The sequence below is a fragment of the Faecalicoccus sp. genome, assembly GCF_036552745.1.
Taxonomy (GTDB): domain Bacteria; phylum Bacillota_I; class Bacilli_A; order Erysipelotrichales; family Erysipelotrichaceae; genus Faecalicoccus.
Genome location: NZ_JAXKBY010000200.1, coordinates 1 through 17,847, shown reverse-complemented (window position 1 = coordinate 17,847; position 17,847 = coordinate 1). Strand labels below are relative to the sequence as shown.

Genomic DNA, 17,847 nt, shown 5'->3' with positions numbered 1-17,847 from the left:
ATTCATTACTTTTTTATCCGGCAGATTGCAACAGATGCTTTATTTGAGGTTTCTTTTTAATGCTGAATTATGGCTAAATCACCAAACTGTGGGTATAGCGAATTAAATAATGTTGGTGAAAATTTGGCCGTTACTGGAGGCAATCCGTTCGGAGCTTGGTATGAAGATGAAAAGAAAGTTTATGATTATCTTCAAGAGCACGGCTTAACTATTGAACAGGTTAATAAAAATTCCGAATTGAAGAAACAAATTGCAAACGAACTTGGAATTAGTGTCGGAAACGTGCAAGTTGGTCATTATGAAAATATTATTAACCCTGCTTACAAATATGCTGGTTTCGCCATGGTTGATGTGATTTGGCCAGGATTAAATATTGAAGGTACCTTATTTGGTCAAACATTCAGCAGAAATGAAACATATGTAGCTAATGCGATGAGTGTATCCGAATATATGGCAAAATTGGATGCGTATATTGCCAGTCTGGAAGGTTCCGGTTCTTCGATGGATGAACTTCGTGAAAAGCTGGAAACCTTGAAAGCTGAATTGGCCGATCTGCAAAGTCAGAAGACCAACGCCGAAGGGCAGGTCACTACCGCTCAGAATGCCTATACACAGGCGCAGAGTGATGCCAGTGCCAAGAAAGAAGCCTATCAGGAATTGGAAGCTTCTCTGGAACCATTGCGTCAGGAAATGGAAACCACTCGTGAAACTGCTTCCCAAGCCCGTACCGATTATCTGAACTTGTATCACGAAATGGAAGCGCAACGAGAAACCGTTTCTGAATTACAGACACAGAAAGAAACTGCGGAAACGACGTTAGCCGAAGCCCAGAAAGCTCACGATACCGCCGTACAGGGTCGTGAAGAGGCAGAGTCTTCCATTGAAACGATTGAATACAATCTGGATCACTTCGAAGAAGCTGTTGCCGAAGCCGGTACCAAAGTGGATAATGCGGAAAAAGCATGGAATGATGCTAAAGATGCGGAAGAAGAGGCAAAAGCTGCTTATGAGGAAAAAGCCGAAAGCTTACAGCCTTATCAGACTGCCGTAGAGGAAGGCAAAGCAATTCAGGCGGAAATCCAGATCCGTGTCGATGCCGTAAAAGAAAAAGAAGCCGAAGTCCAGGCTGCTTACGATGCTGCAAAAGAAGCGTATGAAGCACTGTTGAACGGTGACAGTACCACGAATGTAGAAGTGGCACTGGAAGCTTTAAAAACCGCAGAAGAAAAAGTCAATACATTGACCTTCGAAGTGGAAGCTTTACAGGCTGAAGTTGCTGAAAGCACAACGGCTGTTGAAACGGCACAGGCCAAAGTGACTGCTGCAAAAACACGTAAAGCTCTGTTGGAAAATCTGCAGGTCGAAGTCTCCAAAGTGGCTGCCGGACAGATCGTTACGCCGATGGAAACCGATGATACCTTTGTATTGTCAGTACAGGCACTGTATCCATCCATTACAGGTGCTTTTGCTACCATGCAGCAGGCTGAAATGGCATTGAAAGAAGCTCAGGAAGTAACTGCTACGGCTACCGGTGATTTGCGTGAAGCCCAGGATGCTTACAATCAGGCAAAAGCCAACTATGAAGCCCTGATCGATGAAATGAACGATTTGATCAATGACTAGATCAAACCGGAAGATCCAACGACTCCGGAAAGTCCATCAACAACACTGTCTACGGATTCTTCTACAACAACGTCTACGGAAACAACCACTTCCACAACGACGGAAGGTACGGATACCGGAGTCATCACCGGATCTGCCGCTTCCTTATTAGCTATGGGTGTATCGGCTCTTGCTATTCTTCGACTGGAACGTAAAAGAAGAATGGGTATCATCGGTTTATCACGAGTTGAAAGAAATGCGGACTTGTATAAAAGCTTGAGAAAGTAATTCATACTTATTTGTTGTCCTATTAATTCAATATATAAAAAAGAGATGTATATGCAATTGGTCATTACATGCTACACATCTCTTTTCTTTTACCTGTGGCAGGATCAATATTAGTGAAAGTAATATGCCTAATACGATGATACGATTTTGTTATCTCGAATATTAATAGGATTGATTATGTGCTTTCTTATTTCTCTTCAAAGATTCCAATCCATGCTTAATGTATTCACTATAGTCTTTGTACGCTTTGAACAACTCATTTTTGATGGATTCGGATAGTTCCTTAGGTTCAATGACGATCGCTTCCGAACCAAATTTGGTAAAGTATCGTTCTGCCTGGGATTGTGAGCAGGAAAATGTATAAACCTGTTTTTCTTCATCGATCGCAAGAATAGGCGGTCTAAAAGTATAGATCTTCTTTAAATTGGCAATTCCTTTTTTTGTCAGATACACTTTGACTTGTTCATCGTTGGGGCGCATGACAAACTGCGGGCACTGCAAACGTGTTTTTTCCAGATAGTGTATATCTGTCTTATCCAGCTCTATGTCTTCATCCAAAATGAATACGTGTTCGATAAAGGTCAGTCGCAAAGACATCAATCTTCCTTCATGGGTATGATCCTTACATAAAAGATAGTTATACAACTCTTCTTTGGATGTGGTCAGAGAATATGGGGATACGATACGATCCCGATTGTCTCTTGTGATCTTGATCTTTTTATGCAGATTGATGGCTTCCAGAATCTTGTCAGTGGATGTTTTAAAGATGATCCGTTCTCTTTGATTCAATGGTAAAGAGGCATAGGAAACAAACAATCTTTTAAACAGTTCCGATTCGGAAGCATACTGATTTGAAAATGTATCTATAAAATCCTTATAGGCAAGATTGTTTGGCTTGTTGATCTGGATCGTCAAAACCTTGCCTTTGGAATCTGATTCAAGCGTCATATGTTTGTTTTCGATATAGAGGACAAGATCATGCAGCAGGCTGTCATCGATAGTGGCGCTGCTTTTTTTTGCGATTTCAATAAGATCCTGACCAATTTCCTTGCGCATGGAGAAATAGGTATTGTGATAATTCAAAAACAGTGTATTTAGAAACTGATTTTTATTGATCTGTCCATTCTGTTTGAAGAAATGGAACAGTTCGGCATCTTTCTCCAGTAAATGCGCTACATCAGCAGGCACTGTCGGTTGTACTCTAACCATAAAATGAATCCTCCTTATTTAGACTATAACATATTTTATTCTTAAAAATAAATATAATAATATCAAAATATACTTTATATAAAGCTTATTATATTCTATAAAAATATTTTAAAACTGAGAATTTTATAAGTATTTATTTTCTGATACTCTATAAGTGTCTTCCAATGGAAGATCTGTCCGGGGAGTAAGATTCAGACAGCCAATTCGCACAATCTCAATAAATATTCTACATGTAAACTGATTATTTACGTCTTCATTGGTCAGATGAAGAAAAAGAGAGAATCTTGAATTCCCGCATCGGTGAAAGATTTGCACCGCAACTTTGAAAACAGAGAAGATGATAACTATACCTAATTATGACCGCTAACATAATAGTTATGGAATCTTGTTTAGCCGATGTATCACAGGATGGGACAGGGCGCTTTGTATAAGCGCCGTTTTCAGTACAGAAAGAAGGTTGAACATATGATGAACTTGATCAAGGAAGAATGCAGTAAGGTCTATACCGAAAATGGCGATACGGCCTATGGCACGACCTGCAATGCCAATCTGGATTTTTTTGGATTGTCAGGTGCTATGCGACAGAATCAGTTTAAAATGCTGAAGCTTTTTCATCAGGCCTATGCAGAAGATCCGACTCTAGCTGTCAAGAATCTGTTCTACCTTCGCGATATAAAACACGGAATGGGAGAACGTCAAAGCTTTCGCACGTGTTTTCATGATTTGTGTAAGACAAACCCAAAAATTGCGACGCAAATGCTTCCCTATATTCCGGATTATGGTCGCTACGATGATCTGATGGAAGCCTTGAGTACTCCTGTACAGGAGAATATGACAACCTGGGTCCAAAATCAGTTGCAGAAAGATCTAAAAGCGCATGAATTAAAACATCCGGTTTCACTTCTGACCAAGTGGCTTCCTTCCGCCAATGCTTCCAACAAGATGACCAGAAAACAGGGACGACAAATAGCGAAAGCCTTGAATATGACACAGCAACAATATCGAAAGACACTTTCCCTGTTGCGTAGGGATCTTCACATCCTGGAAAATGACTTACGACAAAAAGACTATTCTTTTCCTTATTCCGGTGTTCCGGCAGGTGCCATGCATAAGTACAACCGGGCTTTTTTAAGAAATGACGAAGAGCGCTTTAACACGTATTTAGAAGATGTAAAGAAAAGAAAGACAATGGTCCATGCAGATACTTTATATCCGTATCAGATCGTTCATCCATTTTATCGGGGCACTTTATCACAGGCGCAGAAAGATCTGATACAGGCACAATGGGATGCTTTGTCAAAGACAACATCTGCATCCAAAACAATCGTTGTGCGGGATGGTTCCGGTTCCATGTACGGAGGCTTTGGTTCTATCTTACCGATTGAGATTGCCACCAGTCTAAGCATCCTGTTTGCCAGTCAGCTGACCGGCCCGTTCCATAACTGCTTTATCACATTTTCTTCAAGACCGCAGTTTGTTCAGCTTCAAAGTGAATCTTTGATTGGGCAGCTTCAGGAAACTAGACTGTATAACGATATTTCCAATACGAACATTCAGGCTGTTTATGATCTGCTTCTTTCAGTTGTGGATCGACCGGATTTTGATCCGGAAGATATGGTGGATCGAATCGTGATCATTTCGGATATGGAATTTGACTGCGATGTCAGAGGCGTTCCTACCTATGAAACGTTCCGTGACAAGTTTGCCAAAAAAGGTTTAAAACTACCAGAAATCGTGTACTGGAACGTACAGGCAAGAAATACACATTTTGCGGCTTCAACTCGAGAACCAAATATTCGGTTTGTATCGGGATCCAGTCAGCATACGATCGATCTGATCCTGCAGGGAGATCCTGTCGATAGTGCCGAGGAATTGATGTATAAAGCTTTAAAACCCTATGACTTTGTCGATTCATTCTTTGTTGATAAGGAGGCCTAGATATGCGGGAGATCCAGTTGCAAAAAAAGGAATCCATTGGACACACTCATTATTCTTTATAATGATGGTTTTATTACTGTGTTATTTCATCATAAGACAGGAACAGGAAAAAAACGTCTAATGAGCCTTTTCAATTTGGACAATCATAAGATCTGTGATGGAAATCAATGATTTATCCCCAGCACAGATCTTTTTCGAATCAAATTATAAATGGAAAGGATGATCGATATGATTCGTCAATTTAAAGGAGAGTATGTCTTTTTAAATAACTTTTATGAAATTTCTGTCGAGTATAGAGGTCGAATCTATTCTAACAATGAGGCAGCCTTTCAAGCACAGAAAACATGTGATGAAAAAGTAAAACAAAAATTTGAAAGTTGTGGCCCAATCGAGGCGCGTAACCTGGGCAAGACCATTCCCTTACGCAAGGATTGGGAAACCGTCAAAGATCAGATCATGTACGAGATCTGCTTGGCAAAATTCACGCAGCATCCTGATTTAATGGATAAGCTGGTCTATACAGGAAACCGACCTTTGGAAGAAGGTAACCACTGGAACGATCAGTATTGGGGAACCGTTAACGGTATTGGTGAAAATAAGATGGGAAAAATCCTCATGAAGATTCGAAAGGATGAACAAATCAGACGAGATAAAAAGTGTGATAAAGATTTTTGATCAAGAAGTAATATGCAGAGATAAGGGACTGTGATGATGGAGCCGGACCAAAGAAAACATTGGATGATAGAGCATTAAAATGGTATCAAAACACATTGAAAGATATCATCAGGAATGTCTATATTTTGATCGATGTTATCATGGAGATCAAAACCGATTCTTTCACTATCATTTAGGAATATTGAAAAAATGCTGACAGAGGAAATTGAAGCTAGAAAAAATAAGAATAAGACGGGAAAAGTTTAGGCAGAAAGGAAGTGAAAAATGTTTTTATTTCAAGAATTAAAAAAAGAATGTTTGCAAGGCCCTGAAGTTGCTCAAGAATATGAAAAAGCCAAGCAATTTACACCTGAAGAATTCAAATTAAAAATGGAAGAATTGGCAAAAATTACCATTCCTGTCGATGATCGAGATTCTTTTAAGGTTGCCATGGAAAAATTGGAAGCGATTGAAGAAGACCATCGACAAGCGGATACATTGATGTGTTCCTTTTTGACAGAATTAGGATATGGTGAAGTTGTAGCGATTTTTGAAAAGATGATGAAATATTATATCTAGGAAGGAAAAATCGAAATGAGTATCTTTATAACGGGTGATATCCATGGAGGCCATGATATCCACAAGCTCAACAACATGAATCTATGCCAAAAAAATAAGATCAAGACAGGCGATATTTTGATCATTTGCGGGGATTTTGGACTTGTTTTTGATTTGGAAGAATCGCCGGAAGAAAAATATTGGCTAAACTGGCTCGACAGCAAGCCTTGGACCACTTTGTTTGTGGATGGAAATCATGAAAATTTCCACCGATTAAAAACGTATCCCGTTCAAAGAAAATGGGGAGGACAAGTGCAACAAATCTCTCAAAAAGTCTTTCATTTGATGCGGGGAGAGATCTATCAAATCAAAGAGCAAAAAATCTTTGCTTTTGGCGGTGCTTTCAGCCATGATCGCGAAGCTCGCGTTGAAAATGAAACCTGGTGGCAGGAGGAATTACCAAGTACAGAAGAATGTGAGCATGCGAAGAAAAATCTTGCCTCCCATGATTATAAAGTCGATATTATCGTCACACACGATGCACCTCGATCTTATGCGGAGAGTTTAGGATATAATCGAGATGTGATGCAAAGCAATGGTTATGATAACAAACGAGTCAATATTCTAGATTTTTTGAATGAGGTTTTAAAAACGGTTTCCTTCCAGGATTGGTTTTGCGGTCACTATCATATCGATTATGATACGAAATCTTTTCATTTTTTGTATCAAAGAATCCTGGATACAAAGGATAAGACCAATGCAGGCGTTCTTTATCCGGAATTTCAGTTAGGGGATAAGGTACGTTTTGCACCAAAAGAGGGCGAGAAACCGATGATTCACGGAATTATCCATCGTGTTTATCCATATGGTTTAGGGCTCTATCGATATGGATATTCCGATTATGATATCCTTTGCACCGATGAACAACCCTTCGGCAAACATGCACTCTGTAAAAGAATCCATGAAGAATGGATCGTCAAAGAGGAATAAAATATAAGTTTCAGAAAGGAAGTGAAAGCTATGATCTGGTTTACCAGTGATCTCCATTTAGGACATGCCAATGCGATCCAATTTTGTGATCGACCGTTTGAAACTGTCGAAAAAATGAACCGAACATTGATTCGTAGTTATAATTCCAGGGTGGCAAAAAACGATACCGTTTATATTCTGGGGGATTTATCGTTTCGTATTCCTGTCGAAGAAGCTAACGATTTGATTCGCCAATTAAAGGGCAAAAAGATCTTACTTCGGGGAAACCACGATAAGACTTATGATCCGACTTTATTTGAGGCTATCTATGACTTTTATGAACTGAAGGGCTATTATAAGTACCCGATTGCTTTGATGCACTATCCCATGGTGGAATGGCCGAAGTCCAGACACGGCTCTTTGCACCTACATGGTCATCAACATAACAAGTTTACCTATAATGAACAAATGAAACAGGAAGGTATCCTTCGTTATGATGTCGGTGTGGATGCCAATGACTATTGTCCGGTATCGTTGAATGCCATTTGTGAATTCTTTGGATTGGAGCGATAAAAGAATGAGTATCTTTATAACGGGTGATATCCACGGGGATTTGCTGCGATTTCATAAAAACAATTTTCCTGTTGGTCAAAAGCTTACAAAAGGAGATATCGTAATCATCTGCGGAGATTTTGGATTGATCCTCAGTATCGATGGAACAGAGAATGAATGGAAGAAATTGAAATGGTTAAATGAACAACCCTGGACTACTATCTTTGTGGATGGAAATCATGAAAATTTTACCCGTTTACATCAGTATAAGATCGAAGAAAAATGGGGTGGCAGGGTCCATCGACTTCGAGATTCTATTTATCATCTAATGCGGGGAGAAGTCTATCAAATACAGGGCAAAACAATCTTTACCTTTGGCGGAGCGTTCAGTATTGACCGTGCCTCTCGTATCAAAGGGTATTCCTGGTGGGAAGAAGAACTTCCAAACGATGTGGAGTGTGCCAATGCCATTGAAAACTTGAAAAAAGTAAAGAATAAAGTGAATATTGTAATCACTCATGATGCTCCGCGATCCATAGCTAAAACGTTAGGTTTCGGTGACAGCTTTATGGAAAATGGATATCCTTTCAATGCCGTGAATATTCTGGACTTTTTGGATTTGTTAAAAAACAAGATTCAGTATCAACAGTGGTACTGTGGACATTATCATATCGATGAAGACTTTACTGATTCGTTTCACTTTCTCTATCATCAGATTTTGGACTGTGAAACCCATCAAAATGCAGCACGTTGGAAGATGTAAAAATAAATTTTTCAAGGAAAGGTGGTGGGGTCATGAGAGGAAAACAAAATGCAGGGCATGGAAGAGCCTATCATCGGCATTATACCAAGGTGCATATTCACCGGAAGGCAGAGATATTACGATATTTTATGCTGGGACCAGATGATCTTTGTAGAGAACTCAAAGAGCCCCATCGCCTGGACAAAGGAAAGGTGCACTGTTCCTGCCCGCTTTGTACAGAGAAAACAAAAAATATGGGATGGAAACATAGTGATAAGAAACGCATACAGGCCATGAAAGATGAAATCAAAGAGGAAATGACCTATGAATGATAAATTACCGAAAAATGTAAAACAGACACTACTCTTATTGAAACAGGCAGGCTTTGAAGCATTTTTAGTCGGTGGTGCCGTTCGTGATTTGTTGATGAACAAGAACCCCAAGGATTATGATCTGGCAACCAACGCAACACCTGAACAGATGGAGAACGTCTTTTGTGATTATCACTGTATTCGAACCGGAATGCGGCATAACACGATCACCGTTCATATCCAGAATGATTTTATTGAGATCACGACCTATCGAAATCAAAGTGGCACGATTCAGGAGGATCTGGCCTGTCGAGATATTACGATCAATGCGATGGCGTTTTCCTTACAGGATGGTCTGGTTGATCCTTATGGTGGCTTCGATGATTTACAGGCAAAACTCTTACGGTTTACCGGCAATGGATTGGATCGAATCCGTGAAGATCCTTTACGGATGCTGCGGATGATCCGCTTCGCGTGTCAACTGGATTTTTCCATCGATTTCCATGCCTGGCAGCTTATCCAAATCAATTCTTCTTTATTAGACCAGGTATCCAGGGAGAGAATACGGGATGAACTGGATAAGATCCTCTTTTCCGACAGTAACGGGCTGGATATGTTGTATGAATCGGGTTTGTTGGAAACCATTGACTCGCACTTAAGTGAACTGTTTCTTTGTGAACAGAAGAATCCCTATCACTATACCGATGTAGGACATCATACGCTCGATGCTCTGCGTAATGTGTTGATTTTTGTGCCTGTCGTTTCCCATGAGATGCTTTCCGCTTTTGAGGAGAAAACCATTCGCTATGCCTTACTGCTGCACGATATTGGGAAGCCCAGTGTGAAAACAACCGATACCAATGGGGTGGATCATTTCTATGGTCATGCCGAGGTCAGTGTAAAACTAGCAAGACACTTTTTGACTACCTATCGTTTTTCCAATGCCGAAATCGAACGCATCCTAAAATTAGTCCAATATCATGATTACCATTTGTCCATGACCTATAAGGGAATGCGAAAGATGTTGGTCAAACATCATCTGTATCCGGAATTTATGAAATCCCTGTTGATCGTCAAACTCTGTGATGCCTCTGCGCACCGTCATCCGGAAAAGATGATACCCGATTTACTGGATTTTAAAACATTTTATATGGATTTTATTCAGAATCATCCATATCGGTTTTCAGATTTGAAGATCGACGGACATACGATCCTTACATTGTGTCCGAACATTGATCCTAAAAAAATCCCGGTAATCCAGCAGGAGTGTTTGGATCAAATTATGCAGCATTCTGAAAAAAATACCAAAGAAGAATTGAGCTGTTTTATCAAAAAGAACCAAAGACGTTATCGAGTGATGAACCTGGAAAGGAAGTGATTCTATGGAAGATCTAAAGAGTTTCCTTCAGAAACCGGAGTATGATTTTTTGCGCAACGATCCTCGTTTACACAAGCAAATCATCCTGTTGACTTTAGGTGGAAGTCACGCCTATGGAACACAGGTGGAAACCAGTGATGTGGATGTGCGCGGGGTGGCTATGAATTCATTAACTGAATTGTTTTCCGGTCGTCGTACTTTTGAACAGGTCGTCGAATCCAAAACCGATACCACGATTTACAGCCTTTTGAAATTTACAGAACTTTTGCGCCATGCGAATCCCAACATGTTTGAGATCTTAGGCTGTCGTCCCTGTGATACACTGGTCCTTCATCCGGTTGGTCAGGAGCTGATTGATCATGTAGATTTGTTTCTTTCCAAACGGGTGGGACGCTCTTTTGCAGGCTATGCTTCCATGCAGCTGACGCGGTTGCTCAACAAATCATCTCATCTGCAGTCCCAAGAGGAGAAGGAAAAGCGTATTCTGCAGTCTATGCATCGAGCTATGGATAACTTGTACAGCCAGTTGGGTTTAGATCGCAACCAATTTCATTTTTATATCGATAAAGCGACTACAGAAGATTTATCGACCGAAATCTTTATGGATATACAGGCACGGCATTTACCAGTTCGAGATTTCAATCGAGTCTTAAAGACATCCCGACATGTCGTACTGGACTTTGATAAAATGGGATTTTGCAATGCCAAGGCCTATCAGCACAACAAGATCAATAAGCATATGATGCATCTGATTCGCCTGATGTTTATGGGAATCGAGATTTTGGAAACCCATCAGGTCCATACCTATCGCGAAAAGGAACATGATCTTCTGATGTCGATTCGAAATGGAGAATATACCGATGAAAAGGAACAGCCTACACAGGCATTCTTTCAACTGCATGAAGAACTGTCGCAACGTCTGGATGACAGTCGTCGACATTCCACGCTTCCTGATGAAGTGGATCAGTACGCTATTGATGCGTTTGTGACACAAATCAATCAGATATATTTTAAGTAGGTGTAAAGACTATGACATTTCGAGAATTATTGAAAATGCATGATAATCCAAAAGATAAGGAATATTTCGCCTTTGTATTTAGCCAATATCTTAAAAAATGCACGATAAAAAAGAATATGCAACCTACCATCAAACGAATCGACAGACTATTTAAGGAGCTGCTTGGTTTTGAGAGAACTCCATTTCATTGGACAATCGGTGTTGAACGATATCTGGATGATCTAGAAGAAGAAACGATACAGTATTTTTATGATGTCTATATTATGGAAGAAAATGATCCGGTACATTATGCTATGGATCTTATCGACTGGAAGGAACTGATTGATGCACCAATCGTTGAGGAATCGATTCTAAAATATGGAACAGAAAGGACCTTGATTGAAATCTTATGGGAAATCACATTTGACGGTTTTGATTATCAAACAGTATGTAAAAACCAGAAAAAGCTATTGGATTCTTTAAAAAATGTAAATCTTAAATTATAAGTCATATTAACATTAAGTTTTCTATCTGAAAAATGGGCAGAGCTGGTTTAAATTATCATTTAAGATTAGATGAGCTTGTTGAAAATCTTCTTAAAATAAAAAGTGGGACTTTCTAAATGATTCGTTATAGACATAGCATTGATCATTTTTTAGTTTTTTTGATTTCACTATTTTGGTGGTTCCGAATTAACGGGATAGACAATCAAAACCACCAAATCTCCCTGATAGTTCTTCATCACGCGAGGTTCTTCAAGAACTAGTTTTCAACAAGTTTTTAAACTATGTAAGCTAGTCTTCATTTTTAATTCTTAGTTACAATTAATGTACAAAGAATGAGCTCTTTTAATCTTTTCAAAAAAAGAAATATAGAAAATTAAAAAAACGATTCAAGTATCTATATGTAAAGTAATGCGCTAATCAATCTTTTTTAGCCCCTGTTTGGATAATTCCTGATCGATTAAACGATTAACCATTCCATTGATCGATTCATGATTTAATTTTGCGCACTGTTGTATCAATTCTTTTTTTCCTATTGGAACTCGAATTCTAATATTTTCTGTTTTTTCGATTTCGTATTTTCTATTTGCTTTTTTCTGAGCTTCTGTAGTCATAATGATTCCCTTTAATAAAAATTTTAAGTGAAAATTAAATAAAAATCAATTAAAGCGCTTGATAAATGGTACCATATATATTATAATAACGATGGAAATAAAAAAACACGGCAGTTTCAAAGAGTACCAGTCTTTGAAACCTGCATAGGTAATCGCAGTACCTACACAACGAAAAATCGCACCGTGCTAATTGATTATACTAGTTAATTGGTTCAGGTTCAATCATAAAAGCTTTGGCAGGTTCATTTTGACATTGTGTGGGCTATTCATACAATGTTTTTTTATTTCTTCGGTCTTTGACTGTCTATAAGGAGGATACAATGAGTAAAGTTAAAGCAGATCTTGAAACATTGCAAGAAGAATTTGTACGTTCTTCAACGGGAGAATCCATCGAGGAACTGATCTTGAAGCCTGGATCACATTCTATATGTACATGGCGCTGCCAGGAGTGCAGATACATTTGGACTACGCCTTTTTATACCCGTGCGCATGGTCACGGGTGCCCAAGATGTGGAAAAAAACGAGGTGGCAACAAGAGAACATCCAGAGAAGTCAAACAGAAAGGCTCTTTACAGGATCATTACCCCAGCCTTGCCAGGGAATGGGACTGGGATAAAAACTCGATCGGGCCCGCTGAAGTTCTTGCAAGCTCGGAAAAAATAGTGTACTGGAAATGTTCCAAATGCGGACACGAATGGAAAGCTTCCATTTATAATCGTGCCAAACGAAATTCGATTTGCCCTAAATGTAGAGAAAGGCAGAACAAGGCGAATTCAATTGGTATGCTTTGTCCGGAATCCATCCAATACTGGAATCCAAGAAATACTAAGAGCCCCTATGATACTCTGTCCGGTTCTCCAGGCAAGGTCTGGTGGAAATGTCCAGACTGTGGCTATGAATGGAAGGCCTCTGTAAAAGAGTTCAAGAGAGGTCGTCGCTGTCCTTCCTGCGCAGGCAAGGTGGTGACAGAGAACAACAGTTTCGCAGCCCACTATCCGGAATATGTAAAATTCTGGAACTGTGATAAAAACAGGATCAAACCGGAGGGTGCCTTTTATAAGTCAAACAAAAAGTACTGGTTTACCTGTCCCGTGTGTGGAAGGGCTGTTCAGAAATCTTTGGATCGACTGGCTACACGTCCACTGATCTGTTCGCACTGTACAAAAAGGATGCATACTTCCTACGGTGAACAGTTCCTATATTATTATCTTTCCCAATATGTCGATCCTGTTGAAAATAGATATTTGTTTGATGGCCGTGAAATCGATATCTATCTTCCCAGACAGAAAGTTGCTATAGAATACAACGGTGACTATTATCATGCGAATCGGTGTAAGCAGGATAAGAATCAATATTTCAAAGACCGGGGATTAAAACCAATCTGTGTCTATGAAGGGGATGAATCCAAAAGATCTGTTTATTCGAATGATCTTTTTATACGTAAAAATCATTTAGATGAAGATCTAATAAATGTGGTGAAATCTATCATTGGATCTATTTTTCCGGACGCGAAGTTTATACCGGATCTGGAAAAAGATCGATTTGAGATTTTGAAACTTTATTATGATTCACCCAAGAAAAATAATGTGGCCAATTTATATCCCCATCTGGTGAAGGAATGGAATACCGAGAAGAACCAGGGACTGACACCGGATGTATTTACCCCATCCTCGCATTTTAAAGTGTGGTGGAAATGTTCAAAAGGGCATGAATGGATCACACCTGTCTATTCCAGAACGCATGGCGGCACCCAATGTCCGTATTGTTGCAGACATCTTTTGCTTTCAGGGTTCAATGACCTGAAAACAGAGTTCCCCGAACTGGTAAAAAAATATTGGCTATATGATTTAAACGCAAAGAATGGCATTTTCCCGGACAAAGTCATGAAGTCATCAAGCAGGAAGGTATTCTGGTTGGACAAAAAAGGAAATATCTGTTACAGGAGCATTGCTTCAACGGTCCAATCCTACAGGAAAGCAAGAAAAAAGATGAATGAAAGCAGGGAGACAGCGTATGAATCATAAAAAAGATAATCGTATTCTGGCTAAAGATGTATGCATGGATAAAGATCCTCGCATCTCACATAAAAGCAACAACGTCCTGGTGGTAGGATCTCCCGGGACTCAAAAGACATTGTCTTATGTCCTTCCCAATATTTTAAATACCTATTCGGAAAGCATGGTCGTTGTCGATGTTAAGGGCGATCTCATCAAAAAAACCGCAGGGATCATGAAAGGAAGAGGCTATGATATCCACTGCCTTGATTTTAAGAATTTTAAAATCGGAGAACGATATAATCCGATTTCTTTTCTGGAGCAGGATGTGGATATCACAAAGTTTGCTTCCATGATCTTTCATGACCGATCCTTTCAGGGAGATCCGTTTTGGGATAATATGGCCAAAGTCTATTTAACAATCTGTATCCAATTTCTGAAAGAACGATTCCCAAAGTCTAGGCAGACAATGGAAAATGTGATTGAACTGAGCAAAGTCAATCTGGATACAGGAAAGAACAATCTGGAAACGTATATGAAGGAACTGGAATATGGACACAGGCTTCGATATCCGGATGGAAGAGGGATTCACAATGCATTGAATCGGTTCAACATCTATGAGTTAAGGAATATGGAAGCCTTTAAAGACCATCCAAAGCTGAAGGAAGAATATCTATCGGAGCATTCTGTGGATTTTATGGATCTGATCGATATTTTTGATAAACAGAACTATAGCGTCTCTTCGGATGGATACGTATGTATCTTGCACTGGAAAGATGGATTTGGACAGGAACAGACGATCGATCCGGATAGTAAAGCTTTAAATCTATATAAGCAGTTTATAACAGTGGCACCTTCTGAAAAAACAACGGCTTCCATCCTGGCAACCGTGACTTCCCGATTGAATCTGTTTGCATCCAGTACGCTTTTGGACTTTATGTCAACTAATGAGATCGATCTTTCCCTGATTGGAAAAAAGAAGACGGTACTGTATCTGATCGTTGACGATCTTTCTTCAACGTATGATCCGTTGATCGAAAGCTTTTTAAACCAGCTGATCCAAACCTTGGTGAAGGAAGCGGAAACAAGCCCCAATCATTGTCTATCTGTTCCCGTGCATCTCTATCTTGATGATTTTGCGACATATGCTTTACCGGATATGGAAAGACGGCTCGCATCGCTGCGAAGTCGTGGAATTGGTATGAGCCTGATCCTGCAGTCGGAAACACAGCTTACTTCTGAATATGGGGTGAATGCAGCAAAAACCATTATAAATGCCTGCGATACCTATCTGTACTTTGGAGGGACAGATATCGATACGGCAAGATCGATTGCTCTGCGATCGAACAATGATCTAAAGAATATTCTGGAACTTCCTTACGGTATGGAATATGTATTTCAAAGAAATGAAAAAGCGATCCTGACACATGTTGTACCGATCGATACGGCTATGTTAGATTCTTTATCAAAAAATGAAGTAACAAACTTTAACGAGCATCTGAAGGATGGTGCTTTCGGGCAAACACAGTTTCAAAAGTTTATCGACACTATTTGTGTAGAAGATTTTGATGATGAAGAAAATGATTGTTTTCCTGATGTTGATGAAAGAATATTAAATTAGCAAGATTCATCACGAATGAAGTCACTTTATAAAATTTGGATCTCATTTTCTTAGTTCTTCCAGGATTGAACAGTTGTTTTTTCTGAAAATATCTAAAATATATAACTAAAAAATATCGAAATCGAAAAGTGTTTTTTTTTGAAATCACAGTCAAAATCACAGTCAACGATCGTATAAAAATAATGAAAAAGCACCAAATCGGCTTTATATAAAAGCAATTTGGTGCTTTATTTTACTAACTGGCAGGGGTAGCAGGAGTTGAACCCACATCAGCGGTTTTGGAGACCGTTATTCTACCATTGAACTATACCCCTAAGTGCTCGTATATCTTATCACAGTTCTTGGTAAGTTTCAAATCTTTTTTAAAAGAAGACAGAGACAAGGAAAGTCTTGCCTCTGTCTATTATGCGATATAATCTAAAAATGCTTTCACTTGACGCTTTAATTGATTTAATGGCAGACCTTCTATAACAAGCTGTCCTGTTTTAAAGCCTTCCATGCTGATTTGAATACCGGTATTTGGCATATTCATTGTATCCATCATCATTTGATTCAACAACAACATCATTAAATCGCGCACATTGGCACCACCGCTTCCGCCACCGGCAGCAGAGAAGGTAACTTTCTTATCTTTTAGTACGCTTGGTGCACCTCGGGACAACCAGTCTAGCAGATTCTTTAAAGGACCGGGAATCTGATGATTATATTCTGGTGTAAAGATCCATAGTGCATCGCTTTCACGAACTTTATCTTTGACTTCTTGCACTTCAACAGGAAGATTGGCTTCCAAATCCTGATTAAAGAAAGGAACCTTAGACCAGTCTAAATATTCGACTTGTGCATTTTCTCCAATCAATTCTTCTGTTTTTTTAGCCAACTGTTCATTAAATCCATTTTTGCGTAAGGAACCTACAATAAAGAGTATTTTTTTCAATGGGTTCACCCTCTTTCTTTATTCACATTATAACAACACCCATTTCAAAATAAAACGAATTTGCTTTTAAAGTCAAAGCAGGTTCGATACAATAAAGATAAGTTAAATATTTAGGAGGATTGCATATGAATTACAGTATCTTTGGCGATTCAGATTGCCCAATCGTGCAGGCATCACTCAAAAGGGGTGAAACAATCAAGGTAGAACGTGGTTCCATGGTCTATATTTCCAATGTAGAATTGGAAGGTAAAATGAACAGTGGAAAAAAAGGCATTGGTGGTGTTTTAGGCGCTATTGGCCGCAGTATGACAAGTGGAGAAAGCATGTTTATTACGATGGCAACGGGTACAGCGGATGATGGCTTTATTGGCGTTGCTCCTCCCATTCCTGGTAAGATCCATTGTTTAAGTGTAGAGGGCAATAAACAATATCGTTTAAATACCGGCGTATTTTTAGCCTGTGATCAAAGCGTTGAATATCTGATGAAAAAACAAGATTTAGGTAAAGCTGTTTTTGCGGGAACCGGTGGATTATTTGTGATGGAAACACAGGGTGAAGGCGATATTTTAGTGTCGGCTTTTGGTGATTTACTAGCCTTAAATATTACTGATGAGCATCCGATTACGATCGATAATGAGCATGTTGTGGCTTGGAATGCTAATCTGCAATATGATATTCATGTAGCCTCGGGAACCTTCGGATTTAAAACGGGTGAAGGTCTAGTCAATGAATTTCATGGCAATGGTACAGTATTGATCCAAACCCGTAACCTACATAATTTTGCGGATTCAATTCGTCCATTCTTACCATCTTCTACAAGCAATTAGAGTTGTGATTGAATGATAGAGTAAAAATACCGGGATAAACGCTCGGTATTTTTTTATGGTGTGCCGGGCATGGCATGCATTCAGCTGGAGTTAAACCAGCCGCGTATGGAATCTACCGCCGAAGCGTAGTGAACCACAAGTCGTTGACAGTGATGT

The 17,847-nt window shown here is 39.4% G+C and carries 18 protein-coding genes and 1 tRNA gene; 14 read left to right on the top strand and 5 right to left on the bottom strand.

Translation table 11 applies throughout. The features are described 5' to 3' along the window. Positions 1-69 precede the first annotated feature (69 nt). Positions 70-1,623 carry a hypothetical protein gene (locus U0M88_RS09435; RefSeq protein WP_331869647.1) on the top strand — a complete coding sequence of 518 codons (1,554 nt, stop codon included), beginning with the start codon at positions 70-72 and terminating at the stop codon, positions 1,621-1,623. Here U0M88_RS09435 and U0M88_RS09430 read toward each other — a convergent pair. Next, on the bottom strand, positions 1,620-1,895 hold the full coding sequence (locus U0M88_RS09430) for a hypothetical protein (RefSeq protein ID WP_331869646.1): 276 nt from the start codon (positions 1,893-1,895) through the stop codon (positions 1,620-1,622). The two genes, U0M88_RS09435 and U0M88_RS09430, sit on opposite strands and share 4 nt — an antisense overlap. A 157-nt stretch (positions 1,896-2,052) precedes the next feature. After that, the gene (locus U0M88_RS09425) at positions 2,053-3,099 is read right to left on the bottom strand and encodes a WYL domain-containing protein (protein WP_331869645.1); all 1,047 of its coding nucleotides are present in this window, start codon (positions 3,097-3,099) and stop codon (positions 2,053-2,055) included. Positions 3,100-3,495: 396 nt separating this feature from the next. Here U0M88_RS09425 and U0M88_RS09420 point away from each other — a divergent pair, with 396 nt between their 5' ends. The 10 genes from U0M88_RS09420 (at position 3,496) to U0M88_RS09375 (ending at position 11,704) form a co-directional block, all read left to right on the top strand. Then, entirely contained in the window at positions 3,496-5,037 is a 1,542-nt protein-coding gene (locus U0M88_RS09420; protein ID WP_331869644.1) for a DUF2828 family protein, read from the top strand. 228 nt (positions 5,038-5,265) lie between these two features. Then, complete coding sequence (locus U0M88_RS09415) at positions 5,266-5,712, top strand: NADAR family protein (RefSeq protein ID WP_331869643.1); 447 nt, start codon at positions 5,266-5,268, stop codon at positions 5,710-5,712. A gap of 264 nt (positions 5,713-5,976) precedes the next feature. After that, on the top strand, positions 5,977-6,270 hold the full coding sequence (locus U0M88_RS09410) for a hypothetical protein (protein WP_331869642.1): 294 nt from the start codon (positions 5,977-5,979) through the stop codon (positions 6,268-6,270). Positions 6,271-6,285: 15 nt separating this feature from the next. Continuing rightward, positions 6,286-7,239: a metallophosphoesterase family protein gene (locus U0M88_RS09405; protein ID WP_331869641.1), complete on the top strand. Its 954-nt coding sequence runs from the start codon at positions 6,286-6,288 to the stop codon at positions 7,237-7,239. A 30-nt stretch (positions 7,240-7,269) separates the two neighbouring features. Then, positions 7,270-7,791, top strand: coding sequence for a metallophosphoesterase (locus U0M88_RS09400; RefSeq protein ID WP_331869640.1), 522 nt, complete (start codon positions 7,270-7,272; stop codon positions 7,789-7,791). Between the two features lie 4 nt (positions 7,792-7,795). Continuing rightward, positions 7,796-8,533 carry a metallophosphoesterase family protein gene (locus U0M88_RS09395; protein ID WP_331869639.1) on the top strand — a complete coding sequence of 246 codons (738 nt, stop codon included), beginning with the start codon at positions 7,796-7,798 and terminating at the stop codon, positions 8,531-8,533. A gap of 32 nt (positions 8,534-8,565) precedes the next feature. Next, entirely contained in the window at positions 8,566-8,844 is a 279-nt protein-coding gene (locus U0M88_RS09390) for a hypothetical protein (protein ID WP_331869638.1), read from the top strand. Next, positions 8,837-10,201, top strand: a complete 1,365-nt coding sequence (locus U0M88_RS09385; RefSeq protein WP_331869637.1) for a CCA tRNA nucleotidyltransferase — start codon at positions 8,837-8,839, stop codon at positions 10,199-10,201. The genes U0M88_RS09390 and U0M88_RS09385 overlap by 8 nt, the downstream gene beginning before the upstream one ends. 4 nt (positions 10,202-10,205) lie before the next feature. Continuing rightward, the gene (locus U0M88_RS09380) at positions 10,206-11,219 is read left to right on the top strand and encodes a DNA polymerase beta superfamily protein (protein ID WP_331869636.1); all 1,014 of its coding nucleotides are present in this window, start codon (positions 10,206-10,208) and stop codon (positions 11,217-11,219) included. A gap of 11 nt (positions 11,220-11,230) precedes the next feature. After that, entirely contained in the window at positions 11,231-11,704 is a 474-nt protein-coding gene (locus U0M88_RS09375) for a DUF6557 family protein (protein WP_331869635.1), read from the top strand. Positions 11,705-12,117: 413 nt separating this feature from the next. On the opposite strand, the gene U0M88_RS09370 is transcribed toward U0M88_RS09375, so the two are convergent. After that, positions 12,118-12,315 (bottom strand): hypothetical protein, encoded by a 198-nt coding sequence (locus U0M88_RS09370; RefSeq protein ID WP_331869634.1) that lies wholly within the window; start codon positions 12,313-12,315, stop codon positions 12,118-12,120. 320 nt (positions 12,316-12,635) lie between these two features. On the opposite strand from U0M88_RS09370, the gene U0M88_RS09365 reads away from it, so the two are divergent. Both U0M88_RS09365 and U0M88_RS09360 read left to right on the top strand, forming a co-directional pair. Beyond that, positions 12,636-14,339, top strand: coding sequence for a zinc-ribbon domain-containing protein (locus tag U0M88_RS09365; RefSeq protein WP_331869633.1), 1,704 nt, complete (start codon positions 12,636-12,638; stop codon positions 14,337-14,339). Next, a complete protein-coding gene (locus U0M88_RS09360) occupies positions 14,329-15,930 on the top strand; it encodes a type IV secretory system conjugative DNA transfer family protein (protein WP_331869632.1) in 1,602 nt (533 codons plus the stop codon). The genes U0M88_RS09365 and U0M88_RS09360 overlap by 11 nt, the downstream gene beginning before the upstream one ends. 240 nt (positions 15,931-16,170) lie before the next feature. Here U0M88_RS09360 and U0M88_RS09355 read toward each other — a convergent pair. Then, a tRNA-Trp gene (locus U0M88_RS09355) sits at positions 16,171-16,244 on the bottom strand. Positions 16,245-16,333: 89 nt separating this feature from the next. Continuing rightward, entirely contained in the window at positions 16,334-16,864 is a 531-nt protein-coding gene (locus U0M88_RS09350; RefSeq protein ID WP_022789865.1) for an NADPH-dependent FMN reductase, read from the bottom strand. Between the two features lie 125 nt (positions 16,865-16,989). Here U0M88_RS09350 and U0M88_RS09345 point away from each other — a divergent pair, with 125 nt between their 5' ends. Next, complete coding sequence (locus tag U0M88_RS09345) at positions 16,990-17,691, top strand: TIGR00266 family protein (RefSeq protein ID WP_331869631.1); 702 nt, start codon at positions 16,990-16,992, stop codon at positions 17,689-17,691. Positions 17,692-17,847 lie beyond the last annotated feature (156 nt).

Bases quoted from the DNA above. Each gene is read 5' to 3' on its own strand.
- U0M88_RS09390 (WP_331869638.1), top strand. From the start codon at position 8,566: ATGAGAGGAAAACAAAATGCAGGGCATGGAAGAGCCTATCATCGGCAT.
- U0M88_RS09365 (WP_331869633.1), top strand. From the start codon at position 12,636: ATGAGTAAAGTTAAAGCAGATCTTGAAACATTGCAAGAAGAATTTGTA.
- U0M88_RS09345 (WP_331869631.1), top strand. From the start codon at position 16,990: ATGAATTACAGTATCTTTGGCGATTCAGATTGCCCAATCGTGCAGGCA.
- U0M88_RS09430 (WP_331869646.1), bottom strand. From the start codon at position 1,895: ATGAATTACTTTCTCAAGCTTTTATACAAGTCCGCATTTCTTTCAACT.
- U0M88_RS09425 (WP_331869645.1), bottom strand. From the start codon at position 3,099: ATGGTTAGAGTACAACCGACAGTGCCTGCTGATGTAGCGCATTTACTG.
- U0M88_RS09370 (WP_331869634.1), bottom strand. From the start codon at position 12,315: ATGACTACAGAAGCTCAGAAAAAAGCAAATAGAAAATACGAAATCGAA.
- U0M88_RS09435 (WP_331869647.1), top strand. From the start codon at position 70: ATGGCTAAATCACCAAACTGTGGGTATAGCGAATTAAATAATGTTGGT.
- U0M88_RS09360 (WP_331869632.1), top strand. From the start codon at position 14,329: ATGAATCATAAAAAAGATAATCGTATTCTGGCTAAAGATGTATGCATG.
- U0M88_RS09395 (WP_331869639.1), top strand. From the start codon at position 7,796: ATGAGTATCTTTATAACGGGTGATATCCACGGGGATTTGCTGCGATTT.
- U0M88_RS09380 (WP_331869636.1), top strand. From the start codon at position 10,206: ATGGAAGATCTAAAGAGTTTCCTTCAGAAACCGGAGTATGATTTTTTG.
- U0M88_RS09410 (WP_331869642.1), top strand. From the start codon at position 5,977: ATGTTTTTATTTCAAGAATTAAAAAAAGAATGTTTGCAAGGCCCTGAA.
- U0M88_RS09385 (WP_331869637.1), top strand. From the start codon at position 8,837: ATGAATGATAAATTACCGAAAAATGTAAAACAGACACTACTCTTATTG.
- U0M88_RS09415 (WP_331869643.1), top strand. From the start codon at position 5,266: ATGATTCGTCAATTTAAAGGAGAGTATGTCTTTTTAAATAACTTTTAT.
- U0M88_RS09375 (WP_331869635.1), top strand. From the start codon at position 11,231: ATGACATTTCGAGAATTATTGAAAATGCATGATAATCCAAAAGATAAG.
- U0M88_RS09400 (WP_331869640.1), top strand. From the start codon at position 7,270: ATGATCTGGTTTACCAGTGATCTCCATTTAGGACATGCCAATGCGATC.
- U0M88_RS09405 (WP_331869641.1), top strand. From the start codon at position 6,286: ATGAGTATCTTTATAACGGGTGATATCCATGGAGGCCATGATATCCAC.
- U0M88_RS09420 (WP_331869644.1), top strand. From the start codon at position 3,496: ATGTATCACAGGATGGGACAGGGCGCTTTGTATAAGCGCCGTTTTCAG.